The sequence below is a fragment of the Desulfovibrio piger genome (assembly GCF_012843875.1).
Taxonomy (GTDB): domain Bacteria; phylum Desulfobacterota; class Desulfovibrionia; order Desulfovibrionales; family Desulfovibrionaceae; genus Desulfovibrio.
Window position 1 is genome coordinate 1 of record NZ_JABAFY010000004.1, and the last position, 21,506, is coordinate 21,506.

The 21,506-nt window shown below is 64.7% G+C and carries 19 protein-coding genes; 12 read left to right on the forward strand and 7 right to left on the reverse strand.

Annotation, left to right across the window (positions count from 1 at the left end; all coding sequences use genetic code 11):
- Window positions 1-138: 138 nt before the first annotated feature.
- The 3 genes from HF854_RS01700 to rnhA form a co-directional block, all read right to left on the reverse strand.
- Entirely contained in the window at window positions 139-390 is a 252-nt protein-coding gene (locus HF854_RS01700) for a ubiquitin family protein (protein ID WP_168934730.1), read from the reverse strand.
- Between the two features lie 187 nt (window positions 391-577).
- The gene (locus HF854_RS01705) at window positions 578-1,564 is read right to left on the reverse strand and encodes a hypothetical protein (RefSeq protein WP_168934731.1); all 987 of its coding nucleotides are present in this window, start codon (window positions 1,562-1,564) and stop codon (window positions 578-580) included.
- A 15-nt stretch (window positions 1,565-1,579) separates the two neighbouring features.
- Window positions 1,580-2,059, reverse strand: a complete 480-nt coding sequence (rnhA, locus tag HF854_RS01710; RefSeq protein WP_168934732.1) for a ribonuclease HI — start codon at window positions 2,057-2,059, stop codon at window positions 1,580-1,582.
- 550 nt (window positions 2,060-2,609) lie between these two features.
- Here rnhA and HF854_RS01715 point away from each other — a divergent pair.
- From HF854_RS01715 to HF854_RS01770, 12 genes are all read left to right on the forward strand, one after another.
- Window positions 2,610-2,939, forward strand: coding sequence for an FmdB family zinc ribbon protein (locus HF854_RS01715; protein ID WP_168934733.1), 330 nt, complete (start codon window positions 2,610-2,612; stop codon window positions 2,937-2,939).
- Window positions 2,940-2,946: 7 nt separating this feature from the next.
- Window positions 2,947-4,242: an adenylosuccinate lyase gene (gene purB / locus HF854_RS01720; RefSeq protein WP_168934734.1), complete on the forward strand. Its 1,296-nt coding sequence runs from the start codon at window positions 2,947-2,949 to the stop codon at window positions 4,240-4,242.
- A 21-nt stretch (window positions 4,243-4,263) separates the two neighbouring features.
- Window positions 4,264-4,824, forward strand: coding sequence for an orotate phosphoribosyltransferase (pyrE, locus tag HF854_RS01725; RefSeq protein WP_040369879.1), 561 nt, complete (start codon window positions 4,264-4,266; stop codon window positions 4,822-4,824).
- 815 nt (window positions 4,825-5,639) lie between these two features.
- Window positions 5,640-6,941 carry an alanine/glycine:cation symporter family protein gene (locus HF854_RS01730; RefSeq protein WP_168934815.1) on the forward strand — a complete coding sequence of 434 codons (1,302 nt, stop codon included), beginning with the start codon at window positions 5,640-5,642 and terminating at the stop codon, window positions 6,939-6,941.
- Between the two features lie 277 nt (window positions 6,942-7,218).
- Window positions 7,219-8,031: a cytochrome c3 family protein gene (locus HF854_RS01735; RefSeq protein ID WP_168934735.1), complete on the forward strand. Its 813-nt coding sequence runs from the start codon at window positions 7,219-7,221 to the stop codon at window positions 8,029-8,031.
- A 10-nt stretch (window positions 8,032-8,041) separates the two neighbouring features.
- Complete coding sequence (locus HF854_RS01740; protein WP_168934736.1) at window positions 8,042-9,313, forward strand: electron transporter RnfC; 1,272 nt, start codon at window positions 8,042-8,044, stop codon at window positions 9,311-9,313.
- Window positions 9,313-10,272, forward strand: coding sequence for an RnfABCDGE type electron transport complex subunit D (locus HF854_RS01745; RefSeq protein WP_168934737.1), 960 nt, complete (start codon window positions 9,313-9,315; stop codon window positions 10,270-10,272). The genes HF854_RS01740 and HF854_RS01745 overlap by 1 nt, the downstream gene beginning before the upstream one ends.
- A gap of 2 nt (window positions 10,273-10,274) precedes the next feature.
- Window positions 10,275-10,853 (forward strand): RnfABCDGE type electron transport complex subunit G, encoded by a 579-nt coding sequence (rnfG, locus tag HF854_RS01750; protein ID WP_168934738.1) that lies wholly within the window; start codon window positions 10,275-10,277, stop codon window positions 10,851-10,853.
- A gap of 10 nt (window positions 10,854-10,863) precedes the next feature.
- Window positions 10,864-11,544 (forward strand): electron transport complex subunit RsxE, encoded by a 681-nt coding sequence (gene rsxE / locus HF854_RS01755; RefSeq protein ID WP_168934739.1) that lies wholly within the window; start codon window positions 10,864-10,866, stop codon window positions 11,542-11,544.
- 27 nt (window positions 11,545-11,571) lie between these two features.
- Window positions 11,572-12,147, forward strand: coding sequence for an electron transport complex protein RnfA (locus HF854_RS01760; protein ID WP_168934740.1), 576 nt, complete (start codon window positions 11,572-11,574; stop codon window positions 12,145-12,147).
- Between the two features lie 49 nt (window positions 12,148-12,196).
- Complete coding sequence (gene rnfB, locus HF854_RS01765) at window positions 12,197-13,129, forward strand: RnfABCDGE type electron transport complex subunit B (protein WP_006007242.1); 933 nt, start codon at window positions 12,197-12,199, stop codon at window positions 13,127-13,129.
- The gene (locus HF854_RS01770; protein ID WP_168934741.1) at window positions 13,122-14,150 is read left to right on the forward strand and encodes an FAD:protein FMN transferase; all 1,029 of its coding nucleotides are present in this window, start codon (window positions 13,122-13,124) and stop codon (window positions 14,148-14,150) included. Before rnfB ends, HF854_RS01770 begins: the two co-directional genes overlap by 8 nt.
- Window positions 14,151-14,470: 320 nt before the next feature.
- On the opposite strand, the gene HF854_RS01775 is transcribed toward HF854_RS01770, so the two are convergent.
- The 4 genes from HF854_RS01775 to HF854_RS01790 form a co-directional block, all read right to left on the reverse strand.
- A complete protein-coding gene (locus tag HF854_RS01775) occupies window positions 14,471-14,881 on the reverse strand; it encodes an OsmC family protein (protein ID WP_168934742.1) in 411 nt (136 codons plus the stop codon).
- A 208-nt stretch (window positions 14,882-15,089) separates the two neighbouring features.
- Window positions 15,090-16,400 carry a malic enzyme-like NAD(P)-binding protein gene (locus HF854_RS01780; RefSeq protein WP_168934743.1) on the reverse strand — a complete coding sequence of 437 codons (1,311 nt, stop codon included), beginning with the start codon at window positions 16,398-16,400 and terminating at the stop codon, window positions 15,090-15,092.
- Window positions 16,401-17,066: 666 nt separating this feature from the next.
- Window positions 17,067-17,570, reverse strand: a complete 504-nt coding sequence (gene panD / locus HF854_RS01785) for an aspartate 1-decarboxylase (protein WP_168934744.1) — start codon at window positions 17,568-17,570, stop codon at window positions 17,067-17,069.
- 184 nt (window positions 17,571-17,754) lie between these two features.
- On the reverse strand, window positions 17,755-21,321 hold the full coding sequence (locus HF854_RS01790; RefSeq protein ID WP_168934745.1) for an FAD-binding and (Fe-S)-binding domain-containing protein: 3,567 nt from the start codon (window positions 21,319-21,321) through the stop codon (window positions 17,755-17,757).
- Between the last annotated feature and the right edge of the window lie 185 nt (window positions 21,322-21,506).

Consider the following 21,506-nt stretch of genomic DNA (forward strand, 5'->3'; position numbering starts at 1 on the left):
CATCACGAAAATCTGTTTGTTTCATGGGACGAGATTACCACACCTTTTAAAATCAAAAAACATGCCGGACATCCTCTAAGCTTGAGAAACAAGAAAGGACAGCCGCTCGAATTTTGGGCGGCTGTCCTTTCTTGTTTCCTAGCCCACGCTGGCGACTTTGCGGACCAGCAGCTCGTCGTTGGGCCAGATCTGGCGGTCGGGGGTGAGCAGTTCGCCGTCGCGGGCCACCAGGGCACATTCCTCGGCCAGCCCCAGGGCCGTCAGCAGCTGGCGGGAGGTCTTGGGGCGGGGGATGGAGAGCCAGTGGTCCTCGGGCTGGAGACGCACGGTGACGCGCGCACCGGTGTGTTCGGGGTTGACGCAGTGGATGTGGCGGGGAGTCTCGCTCATGGTCGTTTCCTTATGCTTGAAGTCAGGCAGCGCGGTTGCCGGGGAGAGCAAGGAGTGGCGGGACACTACCTGCTCCTTGCCGCGCTGTCTCCTGTTAAAAGTTTTGGGAAGGGAAAGGGGGAGCGCGAGGGGGAGAGGGAGAACCGTTTTTCCAAACGGTTTCCTTCTCCCCCTCGCCTGTTCCTTACTAAAACGCCACCCACCAGTACAGCAGGGTGACCACGGCCATACTGACGGCGCGCAGGCCCTGGTTGGCCAGGATCAGGCGCAGGGCCAGGGCCGGGCGGTAGAAACCGGCGTAGGCGGGCAGCTGGTGGCGGATGGCCCGCATGGGCGTGGACAATATGTTGCCCACCATCAGGGCAAGCACCACGTCGCGGGCCTCGAGGCCGCCGGTCTGGAGCACGCTGCCTGCGGCGCCCAGGGCCGCGCCCAGTTCGGCGGCCAGATGCAGCACGATGATGCCCATGGCCTGGGGCTTGAGGAAGGCCAGCCATTCCATGTGCATGGCCAGCCACTCCTCGGCGGCGGTGAACAGGCCGTAGCGCTGCAACAGATACATGATGATGTAGACGGGCACCGTGAAGCAGACCAGCTTGGGCACGCGGCGGCGGAAGCGCTTCCAGGCCTTGCGGACGGCGGCGCGCCAGCCGGTCTCGCCGTCGGCGGCGGCCGTGCAGGCCAGGCAGCCCTGCGGCGGTGCGGGCAGCAGGCGGCGGGAAAAGGCGATGGTCAGGCCGGTACGGCCCACGGCGGCCAGCAGGGTCAGGCCCACATAGACCACGGCGGGCCAGCCCAGCACGGGCCAGGTGAGCAGGAAGATGGTGGGCGTGTGGACCAGATAGGCCGGGAAGCTGTTGAACAGATTGGCCAGCATGAGTTCCCGGCCGTCGATCTCGCCTTTCTGGTGGCTTTCGGAAAGCAGGCCGTTGGCCGCTGCCGGGGAGACGAAGGCCAGGGAGAAGGCCGCGCCCGCCACGTCGCGCAGATGGGCGGCCCGGGCCAGCGGGGTGGCCAGACGGGCCAGATGGCGCGTCCAGCGCAGGGCCTCCAGCAGATTGGCCAGCAGCAGGCCCACGCACAGGCCCAGCAGCAGACGCAGCAGGGGCCAGAGCAGGCCTTTCCAGAGCAGGGCCAGGGAATGCAGCGTGTCAGGGGAAAGGATATCGTTCATGGGCAGGGCGCGGGATCAGGCCTGGGCGGCCGTGAAGCCCGTGTCCTCGGGCAGGTCGGGACCGGCGGCGAAGGCGCGGGCCAGTTCGTCGCAGCGTTCGTTTTCGCGGTGTCCGGCATGGCCGCGCAGCCAGTGGAAGGTGACCTTGTGGGTGCGCAGCAGGGGCAGGAGCTGCTTCCAGAGGTCCACGTTGAGCACGGGCTTCTTGTCGCTCTTGATCCAGTTGCGCTTTTGCCAGCCGGCCAGCCAGCCTTTTTCCACGGCGTCACAGACGTATTTGGAATCGGTGTAGAGGTCCACCTCGCAGGCTTCGCGCAGGGCGGAGAGGGCCGCGATGACGCCGCCCAGTTCCATGCGGTTGTTGGTGGTCAGGCGGGCGCCGCCCACCAGCTCGCGGCGGGCCGTGCTGCCCACCAGGCAGAGGATGGCGGCCCAGCCGCCCCGGCCGGGATTGCCCAGGCAGGAACCGTCCGTATAGATGATGACTTTCTTCATCAAGAATTCCTTTGTGGTTTGAGACCTCCCCCTTCAGGGGGAAAAGGAAATTTGACAAGACGGCGAAGCCGATGAAATCCTTTTCCGTAACTTCTCCCTTCAGGGAGGGGCGACTGTGGATTGCAACATGACCGCGCAGTGTAGGAAAGAAGCGGGGCGCTGGCAACGGGGCCTCCCCGGGTGTGCCCGCGCGCACAGTGGGGGCCGCAAAACGGGGGAGAGCGCGGGCGGGGCCGTGGTCTTCGTTCTGCAGGCTGGACTTTGCGGAGCCTTTGGGATATGCTTTTCTACCAAAAATTAATGGGGGCATCACCCCCGTGGAGGACATCATGGCTCACAAGAAAATTGAGCGTAAAAAGGAACTGGATCGCCGCCGTCATCGTCGCGCTGAACGTCTGAAGCAGCGCGTGCGTGAAGCCAAGGCCGCCAAGGCCTAGTTTCCGCGGACAGTTCATTGCCGGTTCCCTGCGGGGAGCCGCGAATTTCAGCACAACGGCCGATGGCCCCGGACAAAAAAGGGGCTGTCGTGGCCGTTCTTGGCGTTATAGCTATGCCCATCTACGAATATCAGTGTCCCAACTGTCAGAAAGTCTTTGAAGAATGGACCCATGTGACCGACATGCAGGCCCAGGAGCCCTGCCCTGATTGCGGCACCCCCTCGCCGCGGGTCATGTCGCACACGTCTTTCGTGCTCAAGGGCGGCGGCTGGTATGTCAGCGATTACGGCTACCGCAAGGGCATCAAGGACGAGAACAGCACGTCCACCCCTTCTTCTTCCGCCTCCTCGTCGACGAGTTCCACTTCTTCCGGCAGCACTGCCAGCAGCACTTCCGGAGGCTCGGGTTCTTCCACCTCCTCTTCGTCGACCCCTTCCGCGTGAGGTACCTATGATTGAGCGCTACACCCGGCCCGCCATGGGCCGCATCTGGACCCTGGAGAACCGTTACCGCGCCTGGCTGGCTGTGGAAGTGGCCGTGTGCGAGGCCTGGGCCGAACTGGGCCGCGTGCCCGCCGAGGCCGTGAAGACCATCCGGGAAAAGGCCGACATCGACGTGGACCGCATCCTCGAGATCGAGCAGACCACCCGTCACGACGTCATCGCCTTCCTCACTTCGCTGGAAGAAAAGGTGGGCCCCGACGCCCGCTACATCCATCTGGGCTGTACGTCTTCCGACATCGTGGACACCGCCAACGGCTATCTGTTCATGCAGGCCGGCAAGCTCATCGTGGAAGACATCGAAAAGGTGCTGGCTTCTCTGGAAGCCCTGGCCCGCAAGCACAAGGGCGTGCTCTGCATGGGCCGCACCCACGGCATCCATGCCGAACCCACCAGCTTTGGCCTCAAGATGACCGGCTTCCACGCCGAGTTCCAGCGCCATCTGGAGCGCGTCAAGGCCGGTATCGAGAGCGTGCGCGTGGGCAAGATCTCCGGCGCCGTGGGCACCTACGCCTTCCTTTCCCCCGAACTGGAGGAAAAGGCCCTGACCCGTCTGGGCCTGGCCGTGGACCCGCACTCCACCCAGATCGTGCAGCGTGACCGCTATGCCCATTTCTTCACCTCCCTGGCCATCCTGGCCGGCGGCATCGAGCGCCTGTGCGTGGAGCTGCGCCATCTGCAGCGCACCGAGGTGCTGGAAGTGGAAGAAGGCTTCGCCAAGGGCCAGAAGGGCTCCTCGGCCATGCCGCACAAGAAGAACCCCATCTCCGCCGAGAACATGGCCGGCCTTGCCCGCCTGATCCGCAGCAATGCCGTGGCTTCCATGGAGAACCAGGCCCTGTGGCACGAGCGCGACATCAGCCATTCGTCCGTGGAGCGCGTCATCATGCCCGACTCCACCATCCTGGCCGACTACGTGCTCAACCGTCTGTGCCGCCTGCTGGACGGCCTGGTGGTCAAGCCCGAGCGCATGAAGGAGAACATGGAGCGTTCCTACGGCCTGTACTTCTCCCAGCGCGTGCTCACCGCCCTCATCGCCACCGGCCTGCCGCGCCAGAAGGCTTATGAGGCCGTGCAGCGCCTGGCCATGCAGAGCTGGGAGACCCGCAAGCCCTTCCCCGAGCTGGTGTGCGCCGATCCCGACATGCATGAACGTCTGGGCGATGCCCAGCTGGCCGAACTTTTCGATCCCACCTACTATCTTAAATACGAAGACGTCATCTACAAGCGCGTCTTCGGCAATTAGGAGGCTCCCGTGCAGCAGTCCATCCTGGAGATCAAGCGTCGTCTGGCCCGCCTGCTGGTGGAAAAGTCCTACCGTGAAGGCGACTTCGTCCTGGCTTCCGGCCGTCGCAGCGACTATTACTTCGATTGCCGCGTGACCGCCCTGCATGCCGAAGGTTCCTGGCTCATCGGTACGCTGTTCAACGACCTGCTCAAGGACGTGCCCGTGGTGGGAGTGGGCGGCATGACCATGGGCGCCGACCCGCTGGTCTCCGCCACCACCGCCATCTCGCATGAACTGGGCCGTCCCCTCAACGGCCTGCTGGTGCGCAAGGAAGCCAAGGACCACGGCACCGGCCAGTTCGTGGAAGGCCTGGGCAACTTCAAACCCGGCGACAAAGTGGCCATGCTGGAAGACGTGGTGACCACCGGCGGCTCCCTGCTCAAGGCCTGTGACCGTGTGCGCGCCGCCGGTCTGGACATCGTGGCCGTGTGCTGCATCCTGGACCGTGAAGAAGGCGGCCGCGAAAAGCTGAAGGAAGCCGGTTACGAACTGCACTCCCTCTTCACCCGCAAGGAACTGGTGGAGATGGCCCGCTCCTAGGGCTTTTTCGCTGGAGCGTTCCCGGCATGATCCGGGACATGGCGGGGATGACCGCCCACCATGGGGCCCACTCCAGATCCGTCCCGGACCGGGGATACACTGATCGTCAAAGGGCAGTCTTCGGGCTGCCCTTTTTTGTACGCTTTTGTCCGGCACAGGCCGGGGGGCTGGGCGGCAAGCGCCTGTGCCGCACGCTTGCCTTCCCGGATTTTTGCCTGCGGCAGGGCGCTGACAGGCCTGGAAAGCAGCGTGAAAGGTCACAGGAAAAAATTTTTTGAAATTTTTTTCAGGAAATTTTTCCGAAGGCCGCCGAAAAATGTGATGGCGCAAAGCTGCCGGAAATGTGCAGGCTGAAAAACTTTGTCACATTGATGATAGAGACGCCTGGACGTATATCGATTTTGATTCACAATGTACTTTTGACGTAGTAACACAAAAAAATAAAGTATATTTTGCATCATATACAGTTTTATGATGTTCATTTGTTTGGCTTGTTCGTTATTTCTTAAAGTGTATGGAAGGTTTTTTGACTGTTTGTGTGAACAGTCATGGCGGGACTATGTGCATTGCGTAACAAAGTGCGCGTTTTTCCGTGTAAAACCGGCGTAAAGCAGAGCCAGGCCCTTTGCAGCGATGGTGAAAGCGTGCTAGCGTGTTTTTGTGCCATCCGCTGTGGCACGGGCATTCCGGCCGGATGCAGAGGCTGTCCGGGCGGAAGATATCAACGAGAGGACAGGGGCGAGCCCAGGGAGGATGGAAAAGTGGAGCTTTACAGGCTGTTGGAAACCTTTAACGGATTTTTGTGGTGTCCGGTCATGCTGGTGCTGCTGGTAGGCACGGGCATCTATCTGAATATAGCGCTGCGCTTTTTCTCCTTCCGCAACTGGGTACGAGCTTACAAGTGCCTGTGGCAGGGGCGGTCCCATCAGTCCGAACACGGCGAGATCTCGCCGTGGAATGCCCTCATGACTGCTCTGGCCGCAGATATCGGTACCGGTAACGTAGTGGGCGTGGCCCTGGCCATCGCCGTGGGCGGCCCCGGCGCCCTGTTCTGGATGTGGGTCACGGCCCTGGTGGGCATGATGACCAAGTTCAGCGAAGTGCTGCTTTCCGTGCACTTCCGCGAAAAGACCCCCGCCGGCAACTGGGTGGGCGGCGCCATGTACTTCATCAAGAACGGCCTGGGCCCCAAATGGGTCTGGCTGGGCACCTGCTTTGCCGTGTTCGGCATCTGCGCCTGTATCGGTACGGGCGGCATGGTGCAGGCCAAGGCCATCACCGACAATATCTCCGGCACCTTCGGCCTGCCCACGTGGCTGTGCGGCCTGATCCTGGTGGGCCTGTGCGTGGCCGTGCTGCTGGGCGGCGTGCGCCGCATCGGCGCCGTGGCGGGCAAGATCGTGCCCTTCATGGCCATCATGTATGTCTTCATGTGCCTGCTCATCATCGGCATGAACATCGAAAAGGTCCCCTCCGTGTTCTGGTGGGTGATCTCCGACGCCTTCCAGCCCACGGCGGCCACCGGCGGCTTTGTGGGCGCCACGGTGATGATGGCCATTCGTCAGGGCATGGCCCGCGGTATCTTCTCCAACGAAGCCGGCCTGGGTACCGCTCCCATGGCCCACGCGGCCTCCACGGCCGAGACCCCGCTGGTGCAGGCCTCCATCGGCATGCTCGACGTCTTCATCGATACCATCATCGTCTGCAGCATGACGGGCTTCGTGATCCTGGTGACGGGCACCTGGACCGCCGGTTCCTCCGCCGCCAGCATGATGACCTCCATGGCCTTCGAACAGGCGCTGCCCGGTGTGGGCCAGTTCGCGGTCACCATCTGTCTGACTTTCTTCGCCTTCACCACCATCCTCGGCTGGTGTGTGTACGGTGAACGCTGCGCCATCTACCTGTTCGGCGACCGGGCCCAGATGGTCTTCCGCCTGGTGTACTGCCTGGCGGTGGGCGTGGGTTCCGTCCTGGCCCTGGATGCCGTGTGGCTCCTGGCCGATACCTGCAACGCCCTTATGGCGCTGCCCAACCTTACCGGTGTCCTGCTGCTGAGCCCCGTGCTGTTCAAGATCGTACGGGACGAGGTGGCCCGGGACGATCGTTTCGTCGTGTAGGCAACCGGGGGGCGGGCCCCGGGCCCGCCCCTTTGCAACATATTCCATGACATAGCCTGAGGAAGGCAGCCTTCGGGCCGGCGCTCTCCGTCATCGGGGAGCGGGTCTTGGCGCTCACCCTGAAAACGGCCTTTTCCATGGAAAAAGACCGGCAGGGAGAAGGCTGCGGAGCTGGCAAGGGCGCAGCGGCGCCTCCGTGACGGTCCGGCATGACGGACTGCCGGCCGGGACGCCGGAGGCTCCCATCCCGTTCACCTTTTGGAAGAGGGGCAAGGCATTGCAAAAACGTTACCTTTCCATCGCCATCCTGACGGCCGTCCTGGCCGTGACGGGGATCGCCGGCTATCTGCTGCCGGCGGGCCCGGTCGCGGGGGACAAGGAACCTGCCACGCGTCGCATCCTGTTCGACAATGCGGGCGGTCCCGTGGTCTTCGACCATCAGAAGCACAGCCGTCTGCTCAAGGAAGATTGCGCCACCTGCCACCACGAGAGCCTGCAGAAGACGCCCGACAAGGCCATGGCCTGTGCCAGCTGCCACGGCGTGGCCCTGGACGATGCCTTCAAGGCGGGGCATGCCAAGAGCTATCCGGCGGAAAGCTGTGTGACCTGCCACCATTACGAACTGGCGGCCAAGGACTGGGGGCATCAGCAGCACAGCGAGGACTTTGGCGTGGACTGCACCTCCTGCCACCATGCCGACACGAACATCGAGCCCGAACCGCAGAGCTGCGCCAACTGCCATGAGGCCGGGGCCCGGCCCACCAACAAGGCTGCCGAGCCCGGCACGCCGCCGGTGCTGGCCGATGCCGTGCACGCGCGCTGCGTGGCCTGCCATCAGGATCTGTTCGGCAAGGCCAAGAACTGCGCTTCCTGCCATGAGCTGAAGCCCACGCGCAAGGATGAGGCTGCCGTGAAGGGCAAGGTGAACGCCCTGTATGCCGACTGCACGGTCTGCCATGTGAAGAAGACGCCGGACAAGCTGATCCCCGGCCGTATGGACGCCTTCCACGGCCAGTGCATGGGCTGTCATGAAAAGCTCGGCAAGGGCCCCTTCGGCAAGGACAAGTGTGCCCAGTGCCATACCAAGTAGTGAGGCGGGTATGAAAGAAGTATTCCAGATGTTGAAGGACCCGCGTTTCCACCTGGTGTACGGGGTGACGCAACGCTACAGCAACGGCCCGGAACCGCGCCGCGTGCGCCTCAACCGCGAGGGCTACAAGCTCGTGGAAGGCGTGACCAAGAAAGCCCTGGTCTACCCGCGCATGCGCCTGGCGGTGCATCCTTCGCCGCTCAAGGGGGACGCGTTCTCGCCCATCTTCGGCCGCATCACCGACGTGACCGAGCGCAGCCTCTTCGTGGAGGCCATCGAGCCCGACGAGGCCCTGCGCGCCCTGGCCGACGGCGTGGAGAAGGTGGACCTGATCAATGACGAACGCACGGGCCAGGAACTGGCCGTGCTGCTCAAGAGCCTGGGCCTGAACACCAAGAGCCTGGGCCAGCAGTGCGAGACCCTGATCATCAACGGCCTCAACCCCGACCCCGGCGTCACCTGGGCCGAGCCCATGCTGCTGACCCACCAGGGCACGCTGCGGGCCGGTCTGGCCGTGCTGCGCCGCCTTTCCCCGGCCAAACGCATCCTGCTGGCCGTGCCGCGCGAGATGCACCTGCATTTCGACGACGTGGAAGTGGTGCGCGTGACGGCCCGCTATCCGGCCAGCGTCGATGCCCTGCTGGTCAAGAGCGTCACCGGCAAGGAAAAGCCCGAAGGCGTGGGCGTGGTGGGGCTCCACAATGTCTGGAGCCTGGGCCGCGTGGCCCGCACGGGCCTGCCGCTCATCGAGTCGGTCATCACCCTGGGCAGCTACACCCACTCCGGCAACTATATCGTCAAGGAAGGCAGCATGCTGGGCGAGCTGCTGGAATTCGCCCACATCAAGCTCAACAGCGGCGACACCCTGGTTCGCGGCGGCCCGCTGCGCGGCGAGAGCATCGACCGCCTGGACCGCAGCATCACCAAGGGGGCCACGGGCGTCTTCGTGGTGGAGGCCGGCACCGTGCCGCCCATGGAAGGCCACAGCCCCTGCATCAACTGCGGCGCCTGCGTGCTGATCTGTCCCGCGCGCCTGAGCCCCAGCATGCTGAGCCGCAACGCGGAATTCGCCCTGCACGAGCGCTGCCGCGACGAACACGTGGACTGCTGTCTGGAATGCGGCCTGTGCGGTTATGTCTGCATCGCCCGCCGTCCGGTCCTGCAATACATCCGTCTGGCCAAGCACAAGCTGGCCCAGGCCGATGAGGCCCGCCGTCTGAAAGAACGGGAGCTGCGTCCCGCGGCGCAGCCTGCCGCCGAAGCCAAGGAAGGAGAAAACTGATGCCCGCTGCCGCTCAATCTTCCGTTTTGCTGGCCATGAGCGCCCCGCCGTACTGGCATTGCGGGCGCACCGTGCGCCGCCAGAGCCTGATGACCCTCGCGGCCCTGCTGCCTGCCGTCATCGGGGCCGTCTGGACCTGGGGCCTGCCCGCCGTGCGCGTCATGTCCCTGTGTGTGGCCGTGGCCGTGCTCACCGAGGCCGCCTGCCAGAAACTCATGGGCCGCGAGCTGGCCATCGACGACTACACGGCCGTCTGTTCCGGCCTGCTGCTGTCCTTCATGCTGCCGGCCGACGCCCCCTGGTGGATCGCGGTCATGGCGCCGCTCATCGCCATCAGCCTGGGCAAGATGGCCTTTGGCGGTCTGGGCGCCAACCCGGTCAACACCTCCGTGGTGGGCTGGGCCGTGCTCTTCGTCTCCTTCCCCCTGTTCATGGAACCCAATGCCGTGCAGCTCAACGCCGCGTCCATGGTGGACCCGCTGGTGCGGCTCAAGTTCTTCGGCTGGGCCGATGCCGGCAGCATCCCCCTGCAGGACCTGCTGCTGGGCCAGCAGATCAACGGCCTCGGCGCCGGGCAGGTGGGGGCGCTCTTCCTGGGCGGCTCCCTGCTGGCGGCCCGCGGCATCATCCGCTGGCAGATCGCCCTGGGCTTCTTTGCCGGGGTGGCCGGCCTGGCCGCGCTCTTCTGCATGAGCAGCCCCGCCACCGACGCCTCGCCCCTGTTCCATCTGTGCACGGGCTCGGTCATGCTGGGCGGTTTCTTCCTCATCACCGATCCGGCCAACGCGCCGTCGCGCCCCCTGCCCATGTTCCTGTACGGCCTGCTTGGCGGCGCGCTGGTGATGACCATCCGCAAGTACGGCATCTACCTTGACGGTGTGCCCTTTGCCATCCTGCTGGCCAATCTGGTGGCCCCGCTGCTGGATTCCATCCGGCCCAAACCTTTTGGAGTGCGCTAGCCATGGCCGATATCCTGCGAATGATCGTCGTCCTGTCAGCCCTGTGCGGCCTTTCGGGCTTTGCCCTGTCCTACCTCAAGATGGTCACTGCGCCCGTCATCGAGGAACAGGTGCTGACCTATGTGCAGGGACCGGCCATTGCCGGGGTGTTCTCTGATATCGACAACCAGCCCATCGCCGACCGCAAGGCCTTCGAGACCGAGAAAGGCCGGGTGCTGGTCTTTCCCGCCATGCGTGACGGGAAGCTGGTGGGCGTGGCCCTGGAAGCCAAGGGCAAGGGCTACGGCGGTGACGTGGGCGTGATGGTGGGCTTCAATGTGGCCAACGACACGCTGGCGGGCATCGGCACCACCACCCTCAAGGAAACGCCCGGTCTGGGCATGCGTATCGCGGAGCCCGGCTTCACCGGGCAGTTCAGGGGCATCGCCGCGCCGGTGGGCCTCAAGAGCCAGGGGGGCAGCATCGACGGCATCTCCGGCGCCACCATCTCCTCTTCGGGTGTGGTGACGGCCGTGAACCTGGCCGCCGAGGCCTACAAGGCCCTCAAGCCTGAAATCCTCAAGACCTGGGGCAACAAATAAGGAGCCGGCCATGAGCAGCGTCATGCAAGAATTCACCAAGGGGCTGTGGAAGGACCTGCCGCCCTTCCGGCTGGTGCTTGGTCTGTGTCCCACGCTGGCGGTCACCAACTCCGCCAACAACGGCCTGGGCATGGGTGCGGCGGTCATCTTCGTGCTCGTGCTCTCCAACATGATCATTTCCATGGTGCGCGGCATCATCCCCAAGAAAGTGCGCATCGCCTGCTTCATCGTCATCGCGGCCTCGCTGGTGGTGGCGGTGGAACTGCTCATGCAGGCCTATGCCTATCCGCTCTACCAGCAGCTGGGCATCTTCGTGCCGCTCATCGTGGTGAACTGCATCATCCTGGCCCGCGCCGAGGCCTTCGCCGCCAAGAACGGCGTGGCCGCCTCGGTGGCCGACGGCCTGGGCATCGGTCTGGGCTTCACCATGTCGCTGACCTTCCTGGGCTCGCTGCGCGAGATCCTGGGCAACGGCACCTGGTTCGGCCACCCGGTCATGTGGGACGGCTTCCAGCCGTTCGCCATCATGGTGCAGGCCCCCGGCGCCTTCATCTGCCTGGGCCTCATCCTGGCCACCATGAACGTCATCAATGTCTGGCAGGCGCGCCGCAAGGGCGGCCAGGTGGTGGAAACCTCCAGCTGCGGCGGCTGCAAGGCGTGCAGCATGCTCCAGCAGCGTCAGGAACAGTAGCCCGCGGGCTTTCGCAAGGATGCGCGTATGGATATCTTCCAGCTTTTCATCTCGGCCATCTTCGTCAACAACATCGTGCTGGCCCAGTACCTGGGCAACTGCCCCTACCTTGGCTGCTCCAAGGAAAAAGGCGTGGCCCTGGGCATGGGCGGCGCGGTGATCTTCGTCATCATCGTGGCCACGGCCTGCACCTGGCTCATGCAGCGTTACGTGCTGGAGCCCTTTGGCCTGGGCTACCTGCAGACCATCGTCTTCATCGTGGTCATCGCCTCGCTGGTGCAGTTCGTGGAGATGTTCCTCAAGAAGATGGTGCCGCCCCTGTATGCGGCCCTGGGCATCTTCCTGCCGCTGATCACCACCAACTGCGCCGTCATGGGCGTGGCCATCCTGGTGCAGCGCGAGGAATACGACCTGCTCACCTCCGTACTGTACGGCGGGGCCTCGGCCGTGGGCTTCACCCTGGCCCTCCTGCTCATGGCGGGCATCCGCGAGCGGCTGGATACCTGCCGTCTGCCCAAGGCCATGGCCGGGACGCCCATCGCCCTCATCATGGCCGGCCTGATGTCGCTGGCTTTCATGGGCTTCAAGGGCATGGCGCAATAACGCGGACTACGGGCTTTTGACTGCCGCTGGGCGGCAAGGAGAGGCATATATGGTTTTCGTTTCCATCATCACCCTGTTCGGATTGGGGCTCGTGGCCGCCATCCTGCTGTCCATCGCCTCGCGCGTCTTCTACGTCAAGGAAGACCCGCGGGTGGAGGCCGTGCTGGAGGTCCTGCCCGGGGCCAACTGCGGTGGTTGCGGCTTTGCCGGCTGCGAAGGCTACGCCGCGGCCGTGGTCTCCGATCCCGACATCCCGGCCAACAAATGCTGCGCCGGCGGTGCCGATACGGCCATCGCCGTGGGCGAGCTGACCGGCAAGACCGTGGCCGAGGCGGAACCCCTGTTCTCGCTGCGGCGCTGTGACAAGCTGGCCGGCAACGTGGCCCTGCGCTACCAGTACCAGGGCATGCCCTCCTGCGCGGCGGCGGCCATGCTGCGCGGCGGCACCGATACCTGCCACTGGTCCTGCATGGGCTTCGGCGACTGCGTGCAGGTCTGCCCCTTCGACGCCATGCAGGTCAAGGACGGCGTGGTGCGCGTGGACATGTCCCGCTGCACGGGCTGCGGCATGTGCGTGTCGGCCTGCCCGCGCGGAGTGCTGGAGCTGGTGCCGCGCCGCCATCGTGTGGCCGTGTTCTGCAATACGCGCGACAAGCTGCGTGCCGTGACCGAAGTCTGCGACGCGGGCTGCATCAATTGCGGCCGCTGCGCCAAGGCCTGTCCGGCCAAGGCCGTGAGCAACGTGGCCGGGCGCATGGTGGTGGACCAGATCAAGTGTGTTTCTTACGGGCCCGATTGCGGTGAGGCCTGCGTGGAGGCCTGTGCCCGCCACATCCTGCGGCGAACCTGCCCCACGGGCATCGAGGCCGCCAATGTGGCCAGGATGAAGGATGACAGCGATGGCGACGGCGCTGCTGGGGGCGGCACCGTGCCTGTGACCGGAAAGAATGACCGCCCCGCACAGGAGAACTGCAATGCCTAAGACCTCTCGCCGAGATTTTTTGCGCTGGACGCTGGCCGGCAGCGGCCTGCTTCTGGCCGGTGCGGCCTCCGTCCTGGAGCCCGCGCCCGCCCGGGCCGTGACGCGCCTTGGCGCGCCCACGCAGCAGACGGCCCTGTTCATGGGCACCATGGTGAGCATCACCGTGGCCTGTCCCTCGTCCACCCAGGCCCACGATGCCATGGATCTGGCTTTTGCCGAGGGGCGCCGTCTGGAAGCCCTGCTGACCCGGCATGACGCGGCGGCCCCCCTGGGCGTGCTCAACAGCCAGGGCAGCCTGCGTGACGTGCCGCCCGAGCTGCTCAATGTCTGGCAGCGGGCTCACGGCATCTGCCATCTGACCGGCGGTGCCTTCGATGCCACTGTCCTGCCCCTGGTGCGCCTGCTGGAGAGCCGCAGCAATCCCGAAGGCGAGCTGGAGCTGCCCGAGAGCGACCTGCGCGAGGCCCTGGCCCTGGTGGATACCGATGCCGTGTACGCCGGTCGCGACGGGATGCGTCTGGAACGGCAGGGCATGGGCCTGACCCTGGACGGCATCGCCAAGGGGCATATCGTGGATGCCATGTCCGCCGTGCTGCTGCGCGCGGGCTGCGAGAACCATCTCATCAATGCCGGCGGCGACATCCTGGCGCGCGGGCACAAGGCCCCGGGCGTGTTCTGGCGCGTGGCCGTGGAAGATCCGGAAAAGCGCGGCCACTACCCGCAGGTGCTGGAGCTGTACAACCAGGCCATCGCCACGTCCGGCGGTTATGAGATGCACTATGACGCCGAGGGGCGCCATCATCATCTGCTGGACCCGTCCACCGGGCGGAGCCCCGTGCTGGGCAGCATGAGCGTGCTGGCCGCCACCTGCATGCAGGCCGATGCACTGGCCACCGGCCTGTCCGTCCTGCCCGCCGGGGATGCCCTGACGCTGGCCGACAGCCTTTCGGGCTGCGCCTGCGGCCTGCTGCGCCGGGACGGCCGCCTGCAGGTCTCCCGCCGCTGGCCTGCGGAAGCCTGATACTGATCGTTCATGGATGCAAAAAGCCCGTCCCCCAGGGGACGGGCTTTTTCCGTTTCCGGCACCGGCCGTTCCTGTTCCCCATCCCAGCAAGCCCGCTCTCCGCGATCTGCCGCGGTATCCTGCCGCCGGGCCTCAAAAGGGGCACGGCAAAAGGAGGCAAAAGGGGAGGAGGGAACAACGTCCGGGACGTCTTTCGGTCGCTGGCGGCCATCCGGGGAGAGCGACCTGGTCCGCCGCCGCATCCGGCGGCTGCCGCAAGGCATGAAAAAAGGGAGGACGTCGTCCTCCCTTTTTTGTCATATCGTGCGCCGGGTGCCCTAGCGGCTCCACTTGAAGGTGAAGACCTGCTCGGTATCGGGATGCAGGCTCAGATGCACGGGGCAGGTATGGGCGGCCCGTTCGATCATGGTCTTTTCCTTTTCGGAGAACTCACGGTCGGGCATGTTGAAGATGATCTCGATCTTGCCGATGCGGCGCGGGTTGGCGCTCATGGTCTTGCTGATCTCGATGGTGGTGCCGGTCACGTCCACGCCGTGGTTCCGGCCGTAGATGCCGATGATGGTCATGGCGCAGGCGGCCAGGGCCGTGGCGCAAAGGTCGGTGGGGCAGAAGGCCTCGCCCTTGCCGTTGTTGTCCTTGGGGGCGTCGGTGACGAGCACGGTACCGCTCTGCTGGTGCACGCATTCCACGCGCAGGTCGCCGAGATATTTGGCGGTGATGTCTGCCATGGGGGAACTCCTTTTTTGCCTCAGAATGCCCTGTCCGCTCCCCGGACGCAAGAGGTATGTCCGTAGTCAGGGAAAACGGTTTCGAGGCTTCTGGGGGCCTTGTGGCGTTATGCCGGGCCATGTCCGGGATGCCGGACCGTTCCGGCCATGAAAAAAGGGGAGGCGGCTGCCTCCCCGTACGTTCGGAACAGCGGGATTGTCCGCTGCTTTAATCGTTGGCCAGACGGGCGGCGTCGGCGCGACGGCGCATGCGGGCCACGCGTTCGCGCAGACCGGCGCGGTAGGCGTCCAGATCCTCGATGCGGGCGCGGGCCACGCCGCTTTCCATGGCGGCACGGGCCACGGCGGGCGTCACCCATTCGATGATGCGCGGATCCAGCGGGCTGGGGATGATGTAGTCGGGGCCGAAGCTGAATTTCTTGCCGCCGTAGGCCTTGCTCACTTCTTCGGGCACGTCTTCGCGGGCCAGCATGGCCAGGGCCTCGGCAGCGGCCAGCTTCATGGCTTCGTTGATCTCCGTGGCCTGCACGTCCAGGGCGCCGCGGAAGATGAAGGGGAAGCCGGACACGTTGTTGATCTGGTTGGGGCAGTCGGAGCGGCCGGTGCCCATGAGCAGGTCGTCACGGGCGGCCTTGGCTTCGGCGTAGGTGATCTCGGGCACGGGGTTGGCGCAGGCAAAGATCACGGAATGCGAGGCCATGCTGCGCACCATGTCCTGCGTGACCAGACCGGGCTTGGACAGGCCCAGGAACACATGGGCGCCCTGCATGGCTTCGGCCAGGGTGGCGTCCTTTTCCTGCGCGAAGGCGGCCTTGGTGGGATGCAGCTTGTCCTGGCGGCCCTTGTGGATCAGGCCCTTGCTGTCGAACATCCAGATGTTCTCGCGCTTGACGCCCAGGCTGACGTAGAAGTTGGCGCAGGCGATGCCGGCGGCACCGGCGCCCACCACCACGACCTTCATGTCTTCCATCTTGCGGCCGGCGATGTGGGCCGCGTTGATGAGGCCCGCGCCGGAGATGACGGCGGTGCCGTGCTGGTCGTCATGGAAGACGGGGATGTTCATGATCTCCTTGAGCTTCTGTTCGATGTAGAAGCACTCGGGGGCCTTGATGTCTTCCAGGTTGATGCCGCCGAAGGTGGGCTCCAGGGTCTTGACCACGTTGATGAGCTCGTCGGGATCGGTGGTGGCCAGCTCCAGGTCGAAGACGTCCACGTCGGCGAACATCTTGAAGAGCATGCCCTTGCCTTCCATGACGGGCTTGCCCGCCAGGGGGCCGATGTTGCCCAGGCCCAGCACGGCCGTACCGTTGCTGACCACGGCCACCAGATTGCTGCGGGCGGTGAGGCTGGCCGCGGCGGCGGGATCGGCCTCGATGGCGCGGCAGACATCGGCCACGCCGGGCGAATAGGCCAGGGTCAGGTCGTCCTGGGTCTCGCCCCGCTTGGAGGGCAGCACTTCCACCTTACCGGGGCGGGGCTCCGCATGATATTTCCAGACATCTTCCTTGGTATAGCTCATAGTATCCTCTGCTGCTCGGCTGGAGCGGTGAGATAGTGAAAAACGGGCCCGGACAGGCGTGGGGACAGCGTTCTCCTGTTTGCATGGCTCCTTGATCGGAGCGGGGAGGAACGCGCGCTCTCGCGCCGTGACGGGCGTTTTCGGCCCCGGGCCGCGGGACATGGCCGTATGCCATGCGATCGCCCGGCCAACACATGAGTATAAAAATCCGTTGCCGCTTTCGCAAGTGCGGGCAGGGGGGCGGACGTGGCTGGTTTCAGAAGGATGGACGGGTGGTGTGGCGCGGCAGACTGCGGCCTCTGATGGTCCCCCGGTACTGTGGGAGAGGGGCAATGGAAAATATGGCGGGATGCCCGCTACTTCCGCAGGGTGTAGGGAGTAGGTCGCCTATGGAGCGGGGACGGGAAGAGAACGGCCGATGTCCCTAGGTGCGCCCTTTTGTTCCGGCATGCGGGCTGGGCCGTCAGCGGGGCAGGGGAGGGAGGAGCGACGTCAGACGGGCTCCTTGTGCGGCCTTTTTGAAGGCTGGAGAAGACACGAGGGGAAGGGGAGATTTTCCACCGGAGACGGCCGGAGGCGGTCGCAGGGCCATTGCCCGTCATGACGCGGTCGCTCCGGGCATCGGCAGCGCGATGGCGTCCCCTTCCCCTATGGTAAAAGAACTGTCTAGCCGATCCATTCCTGGCCGGTGGCCATGTCCATGATGACGAATTCCGTGCCGTCGCCCTTGGCGGCCACGCGGTATTCCAGCTTCTCGGCCACACGGTTGGGCAGCTCGCCGCTCTGGTCGAAGGTCAGCACCCGGCAGGAGAAGCCGTCGTGATAGTCGCTGACGGGGATCTCGCGGGAAGAGGCCACGATGATCTCGTCGCCCACCTGACAGGTACGGGCCGCGGCGCCGTTGAGGCAGACCACGCCGCTGCCGCGCGGGCCGGGCAGCACATAGGTCTCGATGCGGGAACCGCTGTGCTTGTTCCAGATGTAGACGTATTCCAGCGGCAGCAGATGGGCCGCTTCGAGGATGTCGGTGTCGATGGTGATGGAGCCGTGGTAGTTGAGCTTGGATTCCGTGACCACGATACCGTGCAGCTTGGCGCCTACGACGCGGATGGTGCCCTGCCCCTGGGGCTGGACACCCACCAGCATACGGGTGACTTCTTTTCTTTCCATGTGGTTCCCCTTGGGGGACCTGTCCGTCATGCGGCAGAACGTACCGCCGGGCAGGGTCTGGAGGAGCCGTCGGGCTCCTTGTGGACGATTTTGAAGAATGGGGGAGCATGAAGGGGGAAGGGGACTTTCCCCGCGGAAAACGTTCCCTTCCCCCCTCATATCATTTCATCGTCATCATTCTCGTCTAGCACTGGACGATGCGCACGTCGCCGCGGGTCTCGTTGGCGCGGCGGCGGAAGCGCTGGCGGCGGTCCTCACCGTCCACCTGGTTGGCCAGCCATTCCAGCACGTGCAGCACGGGGTGCTTTTCCTTGAGCTGGATGAGGCAGCGGGCGATGCCGATCTTGCAGGAGGGGCAGCCCACCAGGATGGGCCCCGCGTAGCAGGCGCCGGTCTGCGGCTGGGGCTCGAAGGCCTGGGCCAGGCGTTCCTTTTTGCGGGCGCGCAGCAGGTTGTAGATGGTGGGGGAGGTCACGGCGCCCATGCCGGACTCGCCGCAGCAGCCGGGGATGGTGGAGACCTTGACCTTGCAGAGCTGTTCCAGGGCGCCGGTAAGCTGGGCCTGTCCCTTGAGGGTGGGCACGCCCGCCCATTCGCAGTGGCAGGCCGCGTGATAGAGCACATTGGTGCCGGGGGCCACCGGGGCTTCCATGCCCTCGTGCTGCAGCAGGGGCAGGACGATCTGGCTCACGTCCTTCTGTTCCAGCTGCGGGAACTGCTCGTTGAGCTTCATGCGGGCCAGGCTGTCGCGGCAGGAACCGCAGGCCGTGGCCAGATAGCGCACATCGAAGCCCTGCTTGATGAGGTTGCGCAGCATGGAGGCCAGATACTGGCGGTTCTGGGCCATGTTGTCTTCGTATTCGGTATCCATGCCCGCGGCCAGCAGGGGATAGCCGCAGCACAAATGGCGCGGCGGCACGGCCACGGCGTGGCCGGTGTGCAGCAGCAGCATGATGGCGGCCAGACCGATGCGGTCATAGAAGAGCGAACCGCCGCAGCCGGGGAAGTAGAGCACGCAGGGCATGCCCGGCGTCACTTCCCTGGGCGCGAACACGGAACCGCGGTGCAGGCGCAGGGATTCGTACAGGTTGGTGTAGCCCATCTTGGGGCCGCTGCCCGCAAAGATGGGGCTCTGCATGCGCTTCTTCCACACGGAGGGCACCACGCCCAGCAGCTTGTTCTGCACCTTCTGGCCCAGCGAGGCCATCTTGGCCGCCTTGGGCACGCGGGACGAAACGTCATGCACCAGCCATTCCAGGGCACGCTTCTTGATGGGATGACCGCCGGCGTTCTCGTGTTCCAGCAGGGAGCGCAGGGTCAGGGCCACCTCGCCGGACGGGATCTTGACCGGGCAGTTGGCCAGGCAGCGGCCGCAGGCCGTGCAGTGTTCCACCAGGTCGCGCAGCCAGCGCAGCAGGTTGTCGTCGATGGCGCCCTTGTTGACCTGCGAGTAATAGACGGCTTCCAGCAGCATGCCCAGCACCATGTTCTTGTTGCGGGGATGGTACTGCATGGAACGCTCGGGGTAGCACATGGAGCAGACCTGCTTGCACTTGCCGCAGCGGGTGCAGACCTGCACCGTGGACAGCAGGCTGATGAGCTTTTCCTTGTCCGGCAGACCGCTGGCGTGGATGTCGTTGATGAGCCGGTTGAAGGAGAAGGTGAAGGGACGCACGGGCAGTTCGCGATGCACCAGCTTGGCCGGGTTCATGACGTCGCGGGGGTCCACGCGTTCCTTGAAGGCGCGCAGGGCGTCCATCTTGCTCTTGCCGAGGAAGGAGATCTTGGTGATGCCGATGCCGTGCTCGCCGGAGACCTCGCCGCCCATCTCCTGGCATTCGGCCATGACGCGGGCCGCGGTCTCTTCGGCCTCTTCCAGCATGTGGGCGTCGTTGGAGTTGACCGGGATGTTCACATGGCAGTTGCCGTCACCGGCATGCATGTGGCTGGCCACCACGATGCGGCTGGCTTCCATGTAATCGCGGATTTTGCCGATCTTCTTGTCCAGATGGGCGTACTTCTGGCCCATGCCGGCCAAAAAGGCCTCGGCGCGCTTCCAGAGCTCGGTATCGGAAAGCTCGGCCTGCGGGTTGTCGCCGGACGCCACCTTGGAGGCAAAGGAGAACTCGCGGTTGAATTCCTTGTCTTCCATGGGGAAGCCGGGCAGGCGGCCCACTTCCTGCAGGGCGTGGCGGTAGGCCTGGGCCGTGCATTCCAGGTTGAGCTGTTCGAGGAAGAGGGCGAAGTCCGGGATGCGGTCCATGGGTATGACCACGTCCTCGTTGAGCTTGAAGCCGGAGGTGCGCTTGGCGATGGCCGACAGGCGGTGCCGGTCTTCCCAGAAGCGTTCGCCTTCCTTGTCGTCCTGGGCCACGATGATGTCCACGTTGTCCTGTTCTTCCACCACGCAGACGATGTCGTTGACGCACTTGTCCAGCAGGTAGGGGTCGTCGCCGTCCACCTGGAGGATGATGACCGAGATGGGCAGGCCCTCATACTTCTGGGACTTGCGCTTGTACTCGATGGCCTGCACGTACTTGGCGTTGAATTCTTCCAGGGCGGACAGATGGGCGTAGTCGCCTTCCTGACGGATGCGGTTGCGCAGGCCCACCAGCTCGCGCACCACCACGGCGGCGGGGTGCATGGAGCGGCCGAAGAATTCCAGCACCATGACGCGCTTGAACTTGGGCTTGGGATGGATGATGAAGCAGGCCTCGGTGATGATGCCGTCCACGCCTTCCTTCTGCATGCCGGGCAGGCCGCCCAGGGCCTTGTTGGTCACGTCCTTGCCCAGGCCGGGCAGGCGGATCTCGTCGCCGCGCAGGTGGATGACGTTGCGCACGCCGCCGCTGATGTCCTTGACCACGAACACGGCCGTTTCTTCGGGCAGGATCTTGTGGCGGGGATGGTTCTCGCGTTCCACGCTGATGATCTCGCCCGTGGGGGTGACCATGCGCCACCAGAGCAGGTTGTCCAGGGTGGTGCCGTATTCGAAGGCGCTGGGGCCGCCGGCGTTTTCGGAGACGTTGCCGCCGATGGACGAGGCCTGCTTGGAGGCCGGGTCCACGGAGAAGAGTGCCCCGGCCGCGTCCACGGCCTTGATGACGTTCTGGGTGATGGCGCCGGCTTCCACGGTGACGGTCATGTTCTCAAGGTCGATGGGGCCGATCTTGGTCAGACGGGTGAGGCTGACGATGACCGTACGCTTGCGGGCCGGCACGGCGCCGCCGGTCATGCCGGAGCCGCCGCCGCGCGGGATGAGGGCAAACTTCATGTCGTTGGCCAGCTTCACCAGGGCAGCCACCTGCTCGGCGCTGTCGGGTTCCACCACCAGCAGGGGCAGTTCCATGCGCAGGTCCGTGGCGTCCGTGGCCGAGGCCACCAGGGCGGAGGGCGAGGAAAGGATGCACTCGTTGGGCAGGATGTTGCGCAGGGCGGAGATCAGCTCTTCGCGGAAGCTGCGTTCGGCCTCGTAAGCGGACCAGAACATGGTGATGCCTTCGCCGATGGCGTTGGCGAAATAGTGGGCCAGGGCCATGGATTCCCGTTCGAAGCGGGCGTGCACGCTGTTGCGCACGGTCTCCACGTTGATGAAGGGGTTGTAGGCCACCAGGAACAGTTCTTCGGCAATGGCAATGGCCAGATGCCGCACAGACTCGGGCCACTCCGCGAAGTCGTCGATATTGATACGCAGGATGCGGTTGACCACATAGTCAGGTGAGATGGATATGTGCGGACCCTTGTGAGCCATGGCGTAGGTACCTCGTTGTCTTCTGCATTTTCCTTGTGCACGGGCCCGGCGGGCCGGATGCACAAGTGGAGAAACCTTGTTTTTTACTGCTATTGGCCGCGCAAGGCAAGCACGCCCCCATACTGGGGCCACTGTCTTCGCCAGAGAGGAAAAAAGCGTCAGGAACGATTCCTGTCATTCCTGTC